Raw genomic sequence first — 17,552 nt, 5'->3', positions numbered from 1 at the left:
GTGACACCCGGACGGGTGGTCCGCGCTGACAGCCGCTCAGGCCGGATAGGTGTGGACCGCGGTGGCCTTGACCGCGGCCCACACCTCGCTGCCCTCGCCGAGGCCGAGTTCGGCCACGGCGGCCGGGGTGATGTCGGCGGTGATCGGCAGCGCCCCGCCGAGGTCGAGCCGGACCTGGTCGCCGTGGAGTTCCATGCCGCGCACGGTGACCGGCCACAGGTTGCGGGCACTGCCGTCGGGCCGCCGCCGGTGCAGGGTCACCGCGGACGGCGGGAAGGCCGCGAACACCGGGCCGCGCTGGCTCTCGGCGGTGGTCAGCACCGCGTCGGAGCCGTCCAGCCGTACCTCCTGGCCGTCGGCCGCCCCCCGGTAGAGGTTCAGCCCGACCAGCCGGGCGACGTAGTCGCTGCGGGGCCGCCGGGCGATCTCGGCCGGGGTGCCGTGCTGGACCACCCGGCCGCCCTCGATCACGGTGAGCCGGTCGGCGAGCACCATGGCGTCCAGCGGGTCGTGCGTGACCAGCACCGCGACCGCGTCGAAGTCCGCCAGGTGACGCCGCAGTTGGGCGCGGACGTCGAGTCGGGTGCGGGCGTCGAGGGCCGACATCGGCTCGTCCAGCAGCAGCAGCCGGGGATTGAAGGCCAGCCCCCGGGCCAGCGCCACCCGCTGCGCCTGGCCGCCGGACAGCGCCCGGGGCCGGGCCGCGGCGTGGTCGGCCAGGCCGACCCGCTCCAGCCACCGCGCCGCCTCAGCCCGGGCCTCGGCCCGGCGCAGGCCCCTGGTGCGCAGCCCGAAGGCGACGTTGTCCAGCGCGGACAGGTGCGGGAAGAGCAGGTAGTCCTGGAAGACCACGCCGACCGGGCGCGCCTCGGTGGGCACCCGGCGCCGGGTCGCGGGCTCCTCCAGCACCTCGCCGTCGAGCACCAGTCGGCCGTCGGTCAGCGGGGTGAGCCCGGCCAGGGCGCGCAGCGCGGTGGTCTTGCCCGCGCCGTTCGGCCCGAGCAGCGCCAGCACCTCGCCCGGACGGGCGGTGAGCGCGACGTCGAGGCCGAAGCCGCCGCGGTCGACCACCAGGTGCGCCTCGACGCCCTGGTCCGCGCTCCGCTCCTCGGCGGCGGCGGGCGCGGTCACGCGGCTCCTCCGGTCCAGCGTCCGCGCAGTCCGGCGAGGACCAGGACCGAGACCACCAGCAGCACCACGCTCAGCGCGATAGCGGCGGCCGGGTCGTCCTCCAGCGCCAGGTACACGGCCAGCGGCATGGTCTGGGTGGTCCCCGGGAAGTCCCCGGCGAAGGTGATGGTGGCGCCGAACTCGCCCAGTGCCCGGGCCCAGGCCAGCACCGCGCCGGCGCCGATGCCGGGGGCGACCAGCGGCAGGGTGACCCGGCGGAAGGCGGTGAACCGGGAGGCGCCCAGGGTCGCGGCGGCCTCCTCGTAGCGGGAGTCCGAGCCGCGCAGCGCGCCCTCGACGCTGAGCACCAGGAACGGCATCGCCACGAACGCCTCGGCGACCACCACACCGGCCGTGGTGAACGGCAGGGTGACCCCGAAGGCGCTGTCCAGCCACTCGCCGACGAGCCCGTTGCGGCCGAGCACCAGCAGCAGCGCGACGCCGCCGACCACCGGCGGCATCACCAGCGGCAGGGTGACCAGGGTGCGCACGAACCGGCGTCCGGGGAACTCGGTGCGCGCCAGCAGCCAGGCCAGCGGCACGCCGAGCAGCAGCGACACGGCGGTGGCGGCGGTCGCCGTCTCCAGCGAGAGCCGCAGCGCCGGCCAGACGGTGCCGCCGCGCAGTTCGCTGGGCATGCTGCTCCAGGGCGCCTTGACCAGCAGCCCGATCAGCGGCAGCACCAGGAACGCCAGCCCGAGCAGGGCCGGGACCAGCAGCACCACGGGCACGCCGCCGCCCCGACGGGCGAGGCGGCGGGCCCGCGCCGGGCGGGGGGCGGGCCGTGCGGCCCGCCCCCCGCCCGGCGCGGTGGTTTCCGAGGTCACGGCTGCTCGAAGCCCGCCGCGGTGAGAACCTGCTGGCCCTGGGGCGAGAGCACGAAGTCGACGAACGCCTGGGCGCCCGCGCTGTTCGGGGCGTTCTTGAGCACCGCGATCGGGTAGTCGGTCACGGCCGCGGCGGCGGTGGCGAAGTTCACGCCGTCGATCTTGCCCCCGGCGCCGAGGACGTTGGTGCGGTAGACCAGGGAGGCGTCGACCTCGCCGAGCTGGACCACGTTCTGGGCGCTGGTGACGTCCTGCTCGTAGGTGACCGGCTTGAGCTTGACCTTGGCGTCGGCCAGCGCGGTGACCGCGGCGGCGCCGCACGGCTCGGTCGCGGCGCACAGCGCCACCTTGATGCCGGGCTTGGTCAGGTCGGCCAGGCTGGTGATGTGCTTCGGGTTCCCGGGGGCGACCGCGATCTCCAGGATGTTCTTGGTGAAGGTCGCCGGAGCGGCGGCGGTGTCACTGGCCTTGGTGACGGTGGCCATGGTCGCGTCGCTGGCGGCGGCGAAGACGTCGGCGGGGGCGCCGGAGGTGATGCTGGCGGCGAGGGTGCCGCTGCCGCTGAAGTTGAAGCTGACCTTGGCGCCGGGGTGCGCGGCCTCGAACTGCTTGCCGAGGGTGGTGAACACCTGCTGGAGCGAGGCCGCGGCGAAGACGGTGATCTTGCCGGTCACCGCCGGGGTGCTCGCGGCCGAGGAGGCGGAGGAAGAGGCCGAGGCGTCGGCGCTGGAGGCGGGACTGGCCGATGTGCTGCTCGATCCGCAGGCGCTCAGGGTGAGCAGGGCGGCAGCCGCGGTGAGGGCGGCGGCGGCGCGGGTGGCGCGGCCGGAGAGTGCGGCGGTCATGGAGGGGCCCCCAAGGAGTAAGTGGGTCATGGGATTTCGGTCAGGTTCGCTCGACGACCACGTTGGTCGACTTGATCACAGCGGTGGCCGGGGTCCCCGGTTCCAGGCGCAGCTCCTCGGCCGACGCGCGACTGATGAGCGACACCACCCGGTGCGGTCCGGCCTGGATCTCGACCTGGGCCATCACGTCACCGAGCACGACCTCGGTGACGATGCCCCGGAACCGGTTCCGGGCGGAGGAGGGCAGGCCTTCCCGCTCGGCGGCCTCAGGGCTGGCCAGTTCCCGGGCGAAGGCGGCGAGCCTGGCGCCGGGGATGATCCGGTGCCCGTGCTCGTCCCGTTCGGCGGCCACCCGGCCCGCGTCGACCCATCGGCGCATGGTGTCCGCACTGACGCCGAGCAGGGTTGCCGCTTCGCCGATCCGGTAGCTGTTCACATGGCGTACATCTTGTCGCATCTGCCATCTCCTCGTCATTCGTAGCATTGCACAAGCAAGGTTGAGGGCTCCACTGGCCTCGCATGTGCGAGCTGCCAGTCCGTCGCGCCCGGCCCGGCCCGGCCCGGGCGCCGCCCCCGGTATCACCCATCGGACGTATCCCCAGGCCAGCGGCTGCTGCACCGGTACAGTGGCCTCCCTTGTTCCCATCGCCCCTGGGGGTCCCCGTCGTGAGTGAACCAGAGATACGTCGCGCACGACGGGCGGTGTCGGCCGTGTTCGCCGTCCACGGCGCGGTGGCCGCGACCTTCGCCACCCGGATCCCCTGGATCAAGGGAAACCTGCACCTCGACGCGGGCGAGTTGGGGATCGCGCTGATGGCCCCGGCCATCGGCTCCTCACTGGCGATGCCGCTGGCCGGGCGGCTGGTGCACGCGCGCGGCCACCGCTCGGCGGTACGGCTGCTGATCTCGCTGTGGTGCCTGGCGCTGGCGCTGCCGGCGCTGGCGCCGGACCTGCCGGTGCTGGTGGTCTGCCTGCTGGTGTTCGGCGCCTGCGCCGGTACCGCCGACGTGGCGATGAACGCCCAGGGGGTGGAGGTGGAGCGGCGCCACGGCCGCTCCATCATGTCCGGGCTGCACGGGATGTGGAGCGTCGGCGGTCTGGCCGGTTCGGCGGTGGGCGTGCTCGCGGCGAGCCTGGGCTGGGACGCCCGCTGGCACCTGGCGGGGATGGCGGTGCTGCTGGCCGGGCTGGGGGTGCTGGCCAGCCGGGGCCTGCTGGACGTCCGCTCCGCGCCGGACGCGGAGGCGCCGCCCCGGTTCGCGCTGCCGCCGCGTTCGGCCTGGGCGATCGGCATGGTCGGCTTCTGCGCGGTGTTCGCGGAGGGGGCCAGTGGCGACTGGAGCGGGGTCTACCTGCGCGGCACCGCCGGGGCGTCGGCCGGGGTGGCCGCCGCCAGCTACACGGCCTTCGCCTGCATGATGGCGGTGAGCCGGCTGTCCGGCGACGCGGCGGTGCGGCGGCTGGGGCCGGTGCGGGCGGTGCGCGTCGGCGGGGTGGTCGCGGCGCTGGGCGGGGTGCTGGTGGTGGTCTCCCGCACGCCGGTCCCGGCGATCCTCGGCTTCGCGCTGCTCGGGATCGGGATCGCGGTGGTGGTGCCGCTGTGCTTCGCGGCGGCGGGACACAGCGGGGACAACCCGAGCCGCGCGATCGCGGGCGTGGCGACGGTGACGTACACCTCGGGCCTGCTCGCCCCGGCCACCATCGGCTGGGTGGCCCAGGCCGCCTCGCTGCCGGTGTCCTTCGCACTGGTGACGATCCTGACGCTGGGTCTGGTCTTCGGCGCGCCGGTGCTCGCCCCGGTGGTCGCCCGCTCCGGGCCGGGCGGCGACGGCGGCGGCGGCGGCGGTGCGATTGAGGCGGCGGGGGCGGTTGCGGCGCCGGGTACCGGGCAGACGTCCGGAACGGGCGACAACATTGGTTTGATTGGGTAATCCACTGGTCCTGGATTGACCCAGCCGCAATGATGGGGCGTCAGGGAGCGGGCGGGAAAGACCGCGCAATCGGCGATTGCGGGAGCTTGCCCGCACCCGTACGAGCGAAAACCCGTCCTCGCTCGGCTCAGCATAATCAGCGAACAATAATCGTACAGACGTGCGAACGAATCCGATTGGCTCGTACGGGCGTCTGAACAGCACGTCAGATCGGTTGATGCGAACGGCGCGGCGGCACCTCCGGACGGGTGCCTTGTCGGTGATCAATGCGATACTCAGACAGCACGGTGGGACAGTACGGAAACACCCGTACTGAAAACACCGCGCACAGCGCAACCGCACGCGGTACCGCGTGCGTATTACGGGGCAGCAGCACAGATGGGGAGGCACGGCATGGGAGCAGCACTGCGTGACGACTACCGCGGGTGGCTGGCGCCGTCCGGGAGTTATCCGGTGGCGGTCCCGGACTACGAGGAGCCCTGGGACTCCCCCGAGTTCGCCCCGGCCCCGCAGGCCCCGCAGATCACCTCGGTCCGGCCGACCGGCTTCGAGTCGGCCCGGGTGATCGGCGAGCACGTGCGGGTCGGCACTCCCGTGATCATGGACCTGACCGAGATGCCGGACGGCGACGCCAAGCGACTGGTGGACTTCGCCTCCGGCCTGGTCTTCGGCACCCGCGGCAGCATCGAGCGGATCGCCAAGCGGGTGTTCCTGCTCGCGCCGCCGGAGGTCGAGGTGCTGGTGATCGACAACCCGCGCGACGACAACGGCTTCTACAACCAGAGCTGAGCGCCACCAGAGCTGAGCCGACCCACTCGAAGGCCGCTGCCCCGCCGGACGATCCGGCGGGGCAGCGGCCTTCGGTGCCGCCGCGGCTGACCTGCGGTCAGGAGTGGCTGCCGCGGCGGCGGCCCAGCCAGAGCACGCCCGCGCCGGTGAGCAGCAGCCCGGCCACCGGCACCGCGACCAGCAGCCCGCCGGAGTCGTCCGCCCCGGTGTTGGCCAGCTCGCCGCCGGGGCTCCGCGAACCCGAGGGCTCGGGGCGGTGGTGGCTGTGGCTCGGCTTCGGCGTCACCGACTCGCTCGGGTGCGCGCTGGTGCTGCCGGACGGCTTCACCGTGGGCGTGACCGACTCGCTGGGCTCCGGCTTGACGCCGCACAGCGGCAGGTCGCCGGTGAAGTCGTAGGCGTGCAGCTCGTAGCCGCCGACGCCCTCCTGGACCAGGCCGCCCGCCAGGTAGATCCGCCCGTTCATCCCCGGGCTGGACAGGGTGGTCACCCCGTTCGGGTTCCCGGCCAGCACCGAGCCCTGGAACTGCGCGCCGCCGGTGATGTGCACGGTGGCGGCGGTCGGGAAGTTCCACATCAGCTTCGGCCGCAGCTCGGTGAGCTGGTCCCCGGGCAGCCCGGTGCCGGTGTAGGTGTTGATCACCGGGTGCTCGGAGCGAAGGTTCACCAGCACCGTGGCCCCGGCCGGGATCCCGGTGAAGTTCAGCCCGATCTGGTGTCCGACGGTGCCCAGGTCGCCGGTGACGTCGAACACCTGGAGCGCACTGCTGCCGTCCCCGGCGAACGTCGCCTCGCTCGGCGAGACGGTGACCGTGCCGGTCGCCTCCGCCTCGGCGGCGCAGTGCGAGCGCTCCTCGATCACCCGCCGCAGGTGGCGGTACGGGGCGGCGGCCGCGGCGTCGCGCACCGCCCGGCCGGGCGCGGCGACGTTGACGGTACCGGTCAGCGAGCCGCCGTGGCGCAGGTCGCCGTAGGCGGTGGTGGTCGAGTCGGAGCCGCCCACGTAGACGGTGTTGCCGGGGACGGCGTCGACCGCGCCGCCGACCACCACGAAGTCGGTGCCGTCCGGCGGGGGCACCCGGGAGCCGACACCGACCACGGCCATGTTGAACGCGCCGCCGCCGCTCTTGTCCACGGTCAGGCCGCCGAGGGTGACCACCTTGCCCTCGACCTCGGCAGCCCGGCCGCGGACCCGGTAGTCGGCGCCGACGAAGACGTTGATCGAGGCGTCGCGCCCGGCGAAGTCGCCGTTGTTGGGCGGCGGGTAGGTCCCCGGGCAGGCCGGTCCGGTGCACGCCCCCAGCGGGGGCTCCAGCGGACCGGTGCCGGTGACCGCGCCGGCGGCGGAGCCGGTGACTGCCAGGGCGGCGGTGACCGCCAGGCCGAGGACCGTGATCGTGCCGGCCATGAGGGGATTGCCGCGGGCGGTGCTGCGCACAGACTGCTTCCAATCGGTCGCGAGGGCGGGTTGTCCTCCCAGCAGACGTCCCGGGACCGCCCGGGTCCCGGCACCACGCCCGGGCGGGCCCCGACGATCCGCCGGGCGGCGCAGTCCGGCCCGGCGCCGGTCACCCGTGGCTCCCTGCCGGTGGGGCCGCTGTCCGTGAGGTCTGTCCGTGGGGCCGCTGTCCGTGGAGCCGCTGTCAGTGGGGCTCCGTAGGCTGGTGTCGAGCCGGACGTCAGCGGGACCCCCGGCCGCCGCACCCTGGGAGCCCCCGGCCCGTGAACCAGCAGCCCGTCATTGCCCGGCCGCCGGACCGCCGCGCCCCCGCGTCCGTGCCCGGCCGGTCCGCCGCTGCCGCACGGCCCGGGAGCGCCGGGCGGTGATCGTGCTGCACGGCCTGTGGCGGGCCGACCAGCGGCTGGCGCTGTGGGCGGAGGACGGCTCGGCGTCCGGCCTGGATCCGGCGACGCTGCGGGCGCTGCTGGCGTCGGTCGGCCCCGGCCTGGAGTGGCTGGCGGAGCGGGTGGACGCGGGCTGGGTCCGGCTGCTGCTGCCGACCGTGGACGGCGCCGCGCTGCCCTCGCCGGAGCTGGCGCTGCCCGCGCCGAGCGGCGGCGGCCCGGTCCGGCTGGCCGCGCACCGGCTGCCCGCGCTGCTGTTCCCGGCCGCGGAGGCGGCGCAGCTGCTCGGCGAGCTCTACGACCCGCACCGCTCGGTGCTCCAGCCGGAGCTGCCCGGCGTCGGCCGGATCGAGGCCCCCTACGGTGCCTCGCTGCGCTGGCTGGCGGCGGTGCACGACCTGGCCTGGCGGCTGGCGGGCCGGGGCCGGGTGCTGCCCGCGCTGGAGCTCGGCCCGGCTCCCGGCCACGCCGACGCGGCGGACGCCCGCTGGCTCCCGGTCCCGGACCAGGCCGCCCGGCGGGAGCTGGCGGCGCTGGCGGCGGACTGCCCGCCGGTCTGCCGGGCCGAGGCACCGCCGGACGCCGCCGGGGCCGCGCCCGGCGGCGCGGCGCTGGCCGGGCAGCTGCTCGCGGCACTGGTGGACTACGAGGCCAGGGCGGTGCTCGCGGACGAGCCCCCACTTTTGCGGGCGGGCCGCTCCCGGCCCCCGGCCACGGCCGCCGAGCACTGGCTGACCGCGCTGACCGCGCTGGACTCCCGGCTCCCGGCCGAGGCCGGGGCGGACCAGGACGCCGCGGCGCTGCCGGTGCTGCGCGACCGGCTGGTGGCCTGGCACCGCTCCGCGAGCGCCGTCACCGGACCGCTGCGGCTGGGCTTCCGGCTGGTCGAACCCCGTGGCCACGAGCTGGCGGACGACGCCGACCCGGCGCTGGACCGGTGGCGTCTGGAGTTCACCCTGCGGTCCGCGGACGACCCCTCGGTACTGGTCGACGCCGCCGAGCTGTGGGCGGGCGGTCCGGCCGCCGACGCGCTGCGCCGTCTGGTGGACCACCCGGTCGAGGCGTTCCTCGCCGAACTCGAACGCGCCGCCCGCCGCCGCCCGGAGCTGGAGCCCGCGCTCCTGGCGGACCGCCCGGCCGGTCTGGAGCTGGACCGCGCCGGGGCGCTGGACTTCCTGCGCGAGGCGGCGCCCGCGCTGGCCGACGCCGGGTTCGGCGTACTGCTGCCCGCCTGGTGGCGGCAGCCGGTCGCGCTCGGCCTGGCCCTGACCGCGGAGCTGCCGCAGGCCGGGGTGGTCCAGCGGCAGAGCCTGGTCGGTCAACAGGACCTGGTCGCCTTCCGCTGGCAGGCCGCCCTCGGCGACCAGCCGCTGACCGCGGGCGAGCTCGCCGAGCTGGCCGCCGCCAAGGGCACCCTGGTCCGGATGCGCGGCCACTGGCTGGAGGCCGACCGGGCCGCGATCGCCGCCGCCGCCGCGTTCCTGGCCCGCCCGGACGCCCAGGGCACGGCCACCGCCGGGGAGTTGCTGCGGCTCGCCCTGGGCGGCCAGGAACCGGGCACCGGCCTGCCGATCCTGACCGCCGGTGGCACCGGCGCGGTCGGCGAGCTGCTGCGCCGGGTCCGCTCGGGCGCGCCGGAGGCACTGTCGCCGGAGCCGGTCGCGGTACCGCCGTGGTTCGGCACCGAGCTGCGCCCGTACCAGCAGCGCGGGCTGGCCTGGCTGGTGTTCCTGGCCCGACTGGGCCTGGGCGGGGTGCTCGCCGACGACATGGGCCTGGGCAAGACCGTGCAGACCCTGGCGCTGCTGGCGGTCGAGCACGACCGGGCGGCGGCGTCCGGGCCGACGCTGGTGGTCTGCCCGATGTCGCTGGTCGGCAACTGGCAGCGGGAGTGCGCCCGCTTCGCGCCGCGGCTGCGGGTGCACGTGCACCACGGCGCCGGGCGTCCCGGCGGCCGGGAGCTGCGGGCGGCGGCGGCCGGGGCGGACGTGGTGATCACCACCTACGGCCTGGTGCTGCGGGACTTCGCGGCGCTGCGGGCGGTCCGCTGGCACCGGGTGGTCGCGGACGAGGCCCACCACCTGAAGAACAGCGCCGCCCAGCAGTCCCGGGCGGTGCGCGCGCTGCCGGCGACCCACCGGCTGGCGCTGACCGGCACCCCGGTGGAGAACCGGCTGGCGGAGCTGCACTCGGTGCTGGACTTCGCCAATCCGGGGCTGTTCGGCTCGGCGGAGCGCTTCAAGGAGCGCTACTCGGTGCCGATCGAGCGCAACAGCAGTCCGTTCGCCACCGCCGAGCTGCGGCGGCGCACCCGTCCCTTCGTGCTGCGCCGGGTCAAGAGCGATCCGGCGATCGCGCTGGACCTGCCGCGCAAGCAGGAGATGACGGTGCTCTGCAATCTGACGGCCGAGCAGGCGGGCCTGTACCAGGCGGTGGTCGACGACCTGCTGCGGCGGATGGCCCGGCTGCCGGACTCGGGCCGGGGTCTGGTCGAGCGCAAGGGCCTGGTGCTGGCGGCGCTGACCCGGCTCAAGCAGATCTGCAACCACCCGGCGCACTACACCGGCGAGTCGGGCCCGGTCGGACCGTCCGGCGTGCCGGGGCCGCCCCGGCTCGACGGCCGCTCGGGCAAGCTCGCCCGGCTGGAGGAGACGCTGCGGGAGGCCGTCGCCGAGGGCGACCGGATCCTCTGCTTCACCCAGTTCACCCGCTTCGGCGAACTGCTGCGGCCGTACCTGGCGGAGCGGCTGGACAGCGAGGTGCTGTTCCTGCACGGCGGCCTGGGCCAGCGCGCCCGGGACGCGGCGGTCGACCGGTTCCAGGATCCGGACGGGCCCTCGGTCTTCCTGCTGTCGCTGAAGGCCGGGGGGCGCGGGCTGAACCTGACCGCCGCGAACCAGGTGGTCCACATCGACCGCTGGTGGAACCCGGCGGTCGAGGAGCAGGCCACCGACCGGGCGTTCCGGCTGGGCCAGCGCCGCGACGTCCAGGTGCGGCGGTTCGTCTGCGTGGGAACGGTGGAGGAGCGGGTGGACGCGATGATCGAGGCGAAGCGGCAGCTGGCGGACGCGGTGGTGGGCGCCGGTCCCGGCTCCGGCGAGGGCCGGCTCGGCGAGCTGCCGCTGGACGCGCTGCGCGAGGTGCTGGCGCTGACCGAGGACGCGGTGAGCGAGGCCGACGCGGTGGGTGAGCGGTGAGCGGGGCCGAGGCCGGGGCGTGGTCCGACCGGTTCCTGGAGCGGGTCACGTCTCCCGGCGGCGGGGGCTTCGGGGCCGGGCTGACCGCGAGCGCTGTCCGGGAGGCCGCGGCCGCGCTGCGGGTGGACGGCCTCGACGTCGGTCCCGGGGTGGTCCGGGCGCGGGTGCCGGACTCGGCGGGCGGCGGGTACGAGGTCTGGATCGAGCTGCCGGTGTTCGATCGGGTCCGCTGGACCCGGGCGGAGCAGGCGATCGCCGCCGACCAGGAGGCCCGTGAGCAGCTGCTCGACGGCGAGTTCCCGGAGCGGCTGGACGCGGTCCTGGCCCGGGCGGGCCTGTCGCTGCTCCCGGCGCGGGCCCGGGACCTGGCGGCGGAGTGCTCCTGCCCGGAGTGGTCGCCGACCTGCCGCCATCTGGCGGCGGTGCTGGGCGCGCTGGCGGCGGCGTTCGACGCGGACCCGTTCCTGCTGCCCGCCTGGCGCGGGCGCGACCGGGGGCGGCTACAGCGGCACGTCCGGGAGGCGCACGCGGCCACCGCCGAGCCCGCGGCCGAGGCGGCGGCGGACCGCCCGCTGGCGGACTGCCTGGCGGACTTCTGGCAGGAGGGCAGCCGCCACCGGACCCTGCGGGCGGCGGCCGAGGCGGAGCAGCCGGGCGGCGCCGACCCGCTGGCGGCGCTGGGGCCGTCCGGGATCGTGATCCGGGGCCGCTCGCTGGAGTCGCTGCTGGCCCCGGCCTACCGGGCGCTGCGGGGCGACTGATCCGACCAGGAGCGCGCGCATCATAGAGACGTCTACGTATCGCATGAGACAGACGAGTCTCATCTGAGCTACTCTTGCGTCATGGCCACGGATCGTGACGCAGTACTCCACACCGCCGTCGGCGTGCTCTCCCGGCAGCCCACCGCCGCCATGGACGAGATCGCGCGGGCGGCCGGTATCAGCCGCGCCACCCTGCACCGGATGTTCCCCGGCCGCGACGCCCTGGTCCGTGAGGTCGGCGCGCACGCGCTGCGCCGGATGGCCGCCGCGCTGGACGCGGCCGACCTGGACCGGGGCGACCCGGTCGACGCGGTCCGCCGCCTGGCCGAGGCGGTCATCCCCGAGGCCAGCCTGGCGGCCTTCCTCACCGGCGAGAGCCGACTGTTCGACGACGACTCCATCAACGCGGAGTGGGACGCCGTGGACGCGCGGGTCGCCGCGCTGTTCCTGCGCGGACAGAAGTCCGGCGCCTTCCGCATCGAGCTTCCGGCCGCCTGGCTGAGCGAAGCCTTTTTCGACCTGCTCGCGGGCGTCGGCTGGGCCGTCCAGGACGGACGCCTGGCCCCCCGCGACAGCAACCACGCCCTGACCGAGCTCTTCCTCGGCGGCGCCCTCCGGAGAGACCCGCGATGACCACCGAACGAATCACCCCGCAGACCCCTGCCACCGGCCGAAGTACCCAGCCGTTCAGCGCCCGCAGGCGCTGGACCGCCCTCGCCGTGCTGGTCCTGGCCGTGCTGCTGGTGGCCGTCGACGCCACCGTGCTGTTCCTGGCCATCCCGTTCATCAGCGAGAGCCTGCACCCCTCCGCCACCCAGCTGCTGTGGATCGGCGACAGCTACTCCTTCGTCCTGGCCGGACTGCTGGTCAGTATGGGCTCGCTCAGCGACCGGATCGGCCGCCGCCGACTGCTGCTGATCGGCACCGCCGCCTTCGGCGCGGCCTCCGTGCTCGCCGCGTACGCCCCCGGCGCGGGCTGGCTGATCGCCGCCCGGGCGCTGCTCGGCGTCGCCGGGGCCACCATCATGCCGTCCACCCTCTCGCTGATCCGCAACCTCTTCCCGGACGAGCGCGAGCGGGCCAAGGCCATCGGCATCTGGGGCGCCGCCGCGACCGCCGGGGCCGCCGCCGGACCGCTGCTCGGCGGACTGGTGCTGGAGCACTTCTGGTGGGGCTCGGTCTTCCTGATCAACATCCCGCTGGTGATCCTGCTGCTGGTGCTCGGGCGGCAGCTGCTGCCCGAGTCCCGCGACCCGCACGCGGGCGTCTGGGACCTGCCCAGCGTCGGCCTGTCCCTGGTCGGCGTCATCGGCGTGGTGTACGCGGTCAAGGAGGCCGCGGTGGGCGCGGCCGGGCAACCGGCGGTGATCGCCGCGGGCGTCCTCGGCGTGCTCTGCCTGACCTGGTTCGTCCGGCGGCAGCTGCGGCTGCCGGTGCCGCTGCTGGACGTCCGGCTGTTCGCCGACCGGCGGTTCACCGCCGCCGCGCTCGGCTCACTGATCGCCCTGATCGGGCTGGCCGGGGTCATCTTCTTCCTCTCCCAGTACTTCCAACTGGTACGCGGCTACTCGCCGTTGCGGGCCGGACTGGCCGACATGCCGGCCTTCGCGGGCTCCGTCGCCGGCGGGCTGATCGCGGCCTGGCTGGCCCGGCGCTGCGGGCAGCGGGCGGCGTTCGCCGGGGGGCTGCTGGCGATGGGGCTGGGGCTGGGCGCGCTCGGCTGGGTCCACGCCGACACCTCGTACCTGCTGATCGCCGTGGTCTTCCTGGTCACCGGGGTCGCCGAGGGCGCCGTCTACGCGCTCTCCACGACCATGGTGCTCAACTCCGCGCCCAAGGAGAAGGCCGGTGCGGCGGGCGCGGTCTCGGAGACCGCGTACGAGCTGGGCACCGCGCTCGGCATCGCGCTGGTGGGTTCGGTGCTGGCCGCCGTCTACCGCTCCGGCCTGGTGCTGCCCGCCGGGGTCACCGGCCCGGCCGCCGCCGACGCCCGGGACTCGCTGGGCGGGGCGGTGCAGACCGCCGGGACCCTCCCCCCGGCGACCGGCGACGCCCTGCGGCACAGCGCCCGGGAGGCGTTCACCCACGGGATGAACCTGGCGGCGGTGCTCTCCGGCGCGCTGCTGATCGGCGCGGCGGCCCTGGTCTGGGCGCTGCTGCGGGGCCGCCGCCGGAACGCGGCGGGCGCCGACACGGCGGGCGCGGACACGGCGCCGGAGGCGGACGCCGCGCCGGAAACGGCCGCGGACCCGCTGCCGGACGCGGCCGGGGAGCTGACGAAGTCCGCCGCCTGAGGCCGGAGTTCGGACGGCGGGCGGCTGAACCGGCTGGTTTCGCCGAAGTCCTGCCAATCCGCCCGGCCATGGATCACACTGGGGATCGAGGTCGTCACCACCGGTCAACCACCCGGCTCGGCCGGGCTGGGGGCGCCCTCCCCGCCGTGCGCCCTGGGGAGAGGCGTACGCCGATGATCTGGGGGTTCGGTGGTCCAGCCACTTTCCAAACAGGATCAGACTCCGGAGCGGGCCGAGACCCCGGAGCAGGACCGGGCCGAGGCGGAGCGCACCGGGGCGGCGCCCGTGGTGGTGATCGGCGCGGGACCGTACGGCCTGTCGGTCGCCGCCCACCTGCGGGCGTCCGGCGCTCCGGTGCGGGTGTTCGGCGTGGTGATGGGCAGTTGGCGGCACGACATGGCGTCCGGGATGTTCCTCAAGTCCACCCCGGACGCCGTCGACCTGGCCGCGCCGCTGCCCGGGGCCGAACTGGCCGACTTCGTCCGGGAGCTGGGCGAGCCGCAGCTCACCGAGCTCACCCCGATCCCGTGCACGCTGTTCGTCCGCTACGGCCAGTGGTTCCAGGAGCGGCACGTGGGGGCGGTCGAGGAGTCCCGGGTGGCGTCGGTGACCCGCGCCGGTGGTCCCGGGGCCGGGGCCCGGCGTGGCTTCACCGTCCGGCTCCAGGACGGCGAGGTGTTCACCGCCTCGGCCGTGGTGGTCGCCTCCGGGCTGACCGGGCTGGCCCGGATCCCGCAGACGCTGGCCCACCTGGCGCCGGACGGACCGGCCGCCGACGCGCTGCTCTCGCACACCAGCCAGCACGCCGACCTGTCGGTCTTCCGGGGCAGGCGGGTCGCGGTGATCGGCGGCGGCCAGTCGGCGCTGGAGAGCGCGGCGCTGATGCGGGAGTCAGGGGCGACGGTGGACGTGCTGGTCCGCGCCGAGCGGGTGATCTTCGGCGGTCGGCCGGTGCTGACCCGCGGTCTGCTCCAGCGGATCGTCAAACCGGCCTCCCCGCTGGGCACCGGCTGGGCGCTCGCGGTCATCTGCGGCATCCCGGAGCTGGTCCGCAGGCTGCCCGCGCGGACCCGTCGCTACATCCTGCGGCGGGTGCTCGGCCCGTCCGGTGGCTGGTGGCTGCGGGAGCGGGTGGACGGTCCGGTCAACATCCACACCGGTCGCGAGGTGGCCGAGGCCACGCCCGGGCCGGACGGCATCCGGCTGCGGCTCACCGGCAGTGGCGACGGACCGGCCGAGCTGACGGTCGACCACGTGCTGGCGGCGACCGGCTACACCATCGACATCGAGGCGACCCGGTTCCTGTCGCCGGAGCTGCGCGCCGACCTGGTCCGGGTCCCGGGCGCGCTCGGTCCCCGGCTCTCCTCCGACTTCGAATCGAGCGTCCCTGGGCTGTACTTCACCGGCAACCTGGCCGCCCCGGCGTTCGGGCCGATGATGCGCTTCGTGGTCGGCACCCGCTACGCGGCGTCCCGGATCGCCCCGGCCGCCGTCCGGCACACGGCCGGGCACGGCCGCTGAGGCACGGCCGCCGGGCTGCTGACTCCGCGCGCCCGGCGCCCCGGCCCCGGCTCCTCAGGTCTCGGCGTCGGCCCCGGCTTCGGCGCGGCGGTCAGGTCAGGTCGGCGAGCAGCGCGCCGGGGGTCCAGCGGCGGCCGCCGCTCGCGCCCGGGCCCGGGCGGTGGATGAACCACTCGCGGCCCAGGCAGAGCTCCCGCAGCCGGGGTTCCTCGAAGGCGGCGATCCGGGAGCCCCGGGCGAACTCGGAGGCGTGCGCCCGCACCGCCTCCCACTTGAGGTCCAGCCAGGGCCGGACGTCCAGCGCGACGCTGACCTGGGCGTCCGGGGTGGACGGGATCGCGGACTCCAGGCCCAGCGTGAGCAGCCGCTGGACCATCGAGTCGGGGACGGTGGCCAGCCACAGCGAGTCGACCGCCCAGGCCGCCCCGGCCTGCGGCCACAGCTGCGGGCGGGCCGCCGCCTCGACCGCGACCAGCACCGCCCGGTGCACCCGGATGTGGTCGGGGTGGCCGTACATGCCGTAGGCGTCGTAGCTGGCCACCGCCGCCGGGCGGAACGAGCGGATCCGCGCCACCAGGTCGCCGACCAGGTCGTCGAAGGGCGCGTCGCAGAGCGAGCCGGGGCCGCGCCCCTGGTGGCCGGAGTCCCGGTACCGGAGCAGGCCCGACTCGGCGACCCCGAGCAGGCCGATGGCCTGGGCCAGCTCCTTGACCCGGGTGCCCGGGGCGGCGAACCCCTCGCCCTCGGCCGGCTCGCCGTTGGTGCAGGTGATCACGGCAGTGGGTCGGCCCTCCGCGACATGCTGGGCGAGGACGCCGCCGGTCCACAACGACTCGTCGTCCGGATGTGCGTGAACGGCCATCAGGCCCCGCGAGCGATCCATTGGACCCTCCCTGCCACAGAACTGGTACGCGTCCGCCAGGACGTGCCCAACCCTATCCGGCACCGCCGACAGCCCGCACCGACGCCGCCGCGCGGGAGCGCGCCGCCGCCTACCAGCAGCCGGTGACGGTGGCCGCGAGCGCGTCCAGGCCGCGGCGGGCGGCGGCGGTGGCGACCGCGCCGTTCTCCAGGAAGGCGAAGGCCCGCCAGCGGCCGTCCGGTCCCCGGGCCACCCCGGCCAGCGCCGAGGCGTCGTGCAGCGTCCCGGTCTTGGCGTGCACCAGTCCGGCGGCGCAGCTGCTCGGCGGCGTGTCGAAGCGGTGGTTCGCGCGGGCGAGGGTGCCGTCCCGGCCCGCCACCGGCAGTCCGGCGAAGACCGGCCAGAGCAGCCGTCCCAGCTCGGGCCGGACGGTGAGCGCGGCGATGGCGCCGAGCGCGCGCGGGGTCATCCGGTCGGCGCGGGACAGGCCGCTGCCGTCGTAGAGGGCGGTGCCGTCCAGCGGCACCCGGTAGCCGCCGAGCACGGCGCGGACGGCGGCGGTGCCGTCCTGCCAGTTCGCGGCGGAGTGCCTGGCCAGCGCGGTGAGCCGCAGCAGCTCCTCGGCGACGTTGTTGTCACTGACCTTGAGCATGTACTCGACCGCCTGCCACAGCGGCGGCGAGCCGCGCTCGGCCAGCGGCGCGGCGTCCGGCGGGGCCGGGGCGCGGCTGGGCGCGGCCGACTCCACGCCCGCGGCGGCGAGCCGTCGGCCGAAGCTGACGGCCGCCGACAGCGCGGTGTCCGCCGACCGCTCCCCCACCAGCGCCAGCGCCCGGACCGGGGCGAGTTCGTACGGGTAGTAGTCGGGCAGCCAGCCCGGGGAGGGCTCGGGGGCGGGGAAGAGCGAGTCGTCGAAGCGCAGCGTCACCTGGGTCAGTCCGCGCGCCTTCAGCGCCGTGGCGGTGTCGGCGGCGAGCGCGCCCAGGGCGTCCTGGTCGAGGTCCGGGTCCCCGCCGCCGACCAGGTAGAGGGTGTGGTCGGCGGCGCGGTAGCGGGTGCTGGTCAGCTCGGTGTGGTCGGGGCCGAGGAGGGTGAGCGCGGCGACGGCGGTGGCGAGCTTGGCGGTGGAGGCGGGCATCCGGCCGGTGGCCGCGCCGCTGGACCACAGCTGCGCGCCCGAGGCCGCGTCGACGACCTCACCGACCGCGCCGGGGCCGAGACCGGCCCGGGGGAAGCGCGCGCCGAGGTCGGCCGCCAGGCCCCGGTCGCCGCCGGAGGCGCCGACCGCCCCGGCGGCGCCGGGACCGCCGACCGCCAGCGCCGCGCAGAGCAGCACCGGGAGCGCCGCCACCGTCCACCGCCTGCGTGCCACGCCGGGCCTCCCGCGTCCTCGCGTCCGCACGTCCGCACGTCCGGGCCGACACCGGGCCGACGACGGACGACTACTTTCGGATATGATGACAAATCATCAGATATCTGCGGGTGCAACGCGCCGGGGGATCCGGGTAG

14 protein-coding genes are annotated in these 17,552 nt (G+C 75.7%); 7 read left to right on the top strand and 7 right to left on the bottom strand.

Features of this window, described 5'->3' with window-relative positions; genetic code table 11:
• Positions 1-36: 36 nt before the first annotated feature.
• Genes GXP74_RS16075 through GXP74_RS16060 form a run of 4 tightly spaced genes read right to left on the bottom strand, consistent with a single transcriptional unit; the run spans position 37 to position 3,299 of the window.
• Positions 37-1,131 (bottom strand): ABC transporter ATP-binding protein, encoded by a 1,095-nt coding sequence (locus tag GXP74_RS16075; RefSeq protein ID WP_182452157.1) that lies wholly within the window; start codon positions 1,129-1,131, stop codon positions 37-39.
• Positions 1,128-1,997, bottom strand: a complete 870-nt coding sequence (locus tag GXP74_RS16070) for an ABC transporter permease (RefSeq protein ID WP_182452156.1) — start codon at positions 1,995-1,997, stop codon at positions 1,128-1,130. The genes GXP74_RS16075 and GXP74_RS16070 overlap by 4 nt, the downstream gene beginning before the upstream one ends.
• Positions 1,994-2,842, bottom strand: a complete 849-nt coding sequence (gene modA / locus GXP74_RS16065) for a molybdate ABC transporter substrate-binding protein (protein WP_182452155.1) — start codon at positions 2,840-2,842, stop codon at positions 1,994-1,996. Before modA ends, GXP74_RS16070 begins: the two co-directional genes overlap by 4 nt.
• Before the next feature lie 40 nt (positions 2,843-2,882).
• The gene (locus GXP74_RS16060) at positions 2,883-3,299 is read right to left on the bottom strand and encodes a molybdopterin-binding protein (protein ID WP_182452154.1); all 417 of its coding nucleotides are present in this window, start codon (positions 3,297-3,299) and stop codon (positions 2,883-2,885) included.
• 179 nt (positions 3,300-3,478) lie between these two features.
• Here GXP74_RS16060 and GXP74_RS16055 point away from each other — a divergent pair, with 179 nt between their 5' ends.
• Both GXP74_RS16055 and GXP74_RS16050 read left to right on the top strand, forming a co-directional pair.
• Positions 3,479-4,774 (top strand): MFS transporter, encoded by a 1,296-nt coding sequence (locus GXP74_RS16055; protein WP_370468430.1) that lies wholly within the window; start codon positions 3,479-3,481, stop codon positions 4,772-4,774.
• A gap of 393 nt (positions 4,775-5,167) precedes the next feature.
• Positions 5,168-5,563, top strand: coding sequence for a cell division protein SepF (locus tag GXP74_RS16050; protein WP_370468429.1), 396 nt, complete (start codon positions 5,168-5,170; stop codon positions 5,561-5,563).
• Positions 5,564-5,660: 97 nt separating this feature from the next.
• Here the strand turns inward: GXP74_RS16050 and GXP74_RS16045 are convergent, their stop codons facing one another.
• Positions 5,661-6,971, bottom strand: coding sequence for a choice-of-anchor A family protein (locus tag GXP74_RS16045; RefSeq protein ID WP_182452151.1), 1,311 nt, complete (start codon positions 6,969-6,971; stop codon positions 5,661-5,663).
• A 415-nt stretch (positions 6,972-7,386) separates the two neighbouring features.
• Between GXP74_RS16045 and GXP74_RS16040 the strand changes: the two genes are divergently transcribed.
• The 5 genes from GXP74_RS16040 to GXP74_RS16020 all read left to right on the top strand — a co-directional run bounded on the left by GXP74_RS16040 (position 7,387) and on the right by GXP74_RS16020 (position 15,181).
• Entirely contained in the window at positions 7,387-10,605 is a 3,219-nt protein-coding gene (locus GXP74_RS16040; RefSeq protein ID WP_182452150.1) for a DEAD/DEAH box helicase, read from the top strand.
• Positions 10,602-11,366 carry an SWIM zinc finger family protein gene (locus GXP74_RS16035; protein ID WP_182452149.1) on the top strand — a complete coding sequence of 255 codons (765 nt, stop codon included), beginning with the start codon at positions 10,602-10,604 and terminating at the stop codon, positions 11,364-11,366. The genes GXP74_RS16040 and GXP74_RS16035 overlap by 4 nt, the downstream gene beginning before the upstream one ends.
• A gap of 81 nt (positions 11,367-11,447) precedes the next feature.
• Positions 11,448-11,999 carry a TetR/AcrR family transcriptional regulator gene (locus tag GXP74_RS16030; RefSeq protein ID WP_182452148.1) on the top strand — a complete coding sequence of 184 codons (552 nt, stop codon included), beginning with the start codon at positions 11,448-11,450 and terminating at the stop codon, positions 11,997-11,999.
• Entirely contained in the window at positions 11,996-13,660 is a 1,665-nt protein-coding gene (locus GXP74_RS16025) for an MFS transporter (protein WP_182452147.1), read from the top strand. The genes GXP74_RS16030 and GXP74_RS16025 overlap by 4 nt, the downstream gene beginning before the upstream one ends.
• A gap of 189 nt (positions 13,661-13,849) precedes the next feature.
• A complete protein-coding gene (locus tag GXP74_RS16020; protein ID WP_225447974.1) occupies positions 13,850-15,181 on the top strand; it encodes an FAD-dependent oxidoreductase in 1,332 nt (443 codons plus the stop codon).
• 91 nt (positions 15,182-15,272) lie between these two features.
• Here GXP74_RS16020 and GXP74_RS16015 read toward each other — a convergent pair whose 3' ends face one another.
• Both GXP74_RS16015 and dacB read right to left on the bottom strand, forming a co-directional pair.
• Complete coding sequence (locus GXP74_RS16015) at positions 15,273-16,064, bottom strand: PIG-L family deacetylase (protein WP_182452146.1); 792 nt, start codon at positions 16,062-16,064, stop codon at positions 15,273-15,275.
• A 109-nt stretch (positions 16,065-16,173) separates the two neighbouring features.
• Positions 16,174-17,415 (bottom strand): D-alanyl-D-alanine carboxypeptidase/D-alanyl-D-alanine-endopeptidase, encoded by a 1,242-nt coding sequence (gene dacB / locus GXP74_RS16010; RefSeq protein WP_182452145.1) that lies wholly within the window; start codon positions 17,413-17,415, stop codon positions 16,174-16,176.
• Between the last annotated feature and the right edge of the window lie 137 nt (positions 17,416-17,552).

Source organism: Streptacidiphilus sp. P02-A3a, from assembly GCF_014084105.1.
Classification (GTDB): Bacteria; Actinomycetota; Actinomycetes; order Streptomycetales; family Streptomycetaceae; genus Streptacidiphilus.
This window is presented reverse-complemented; position numbering and strand designations above follow the sequence as displayed.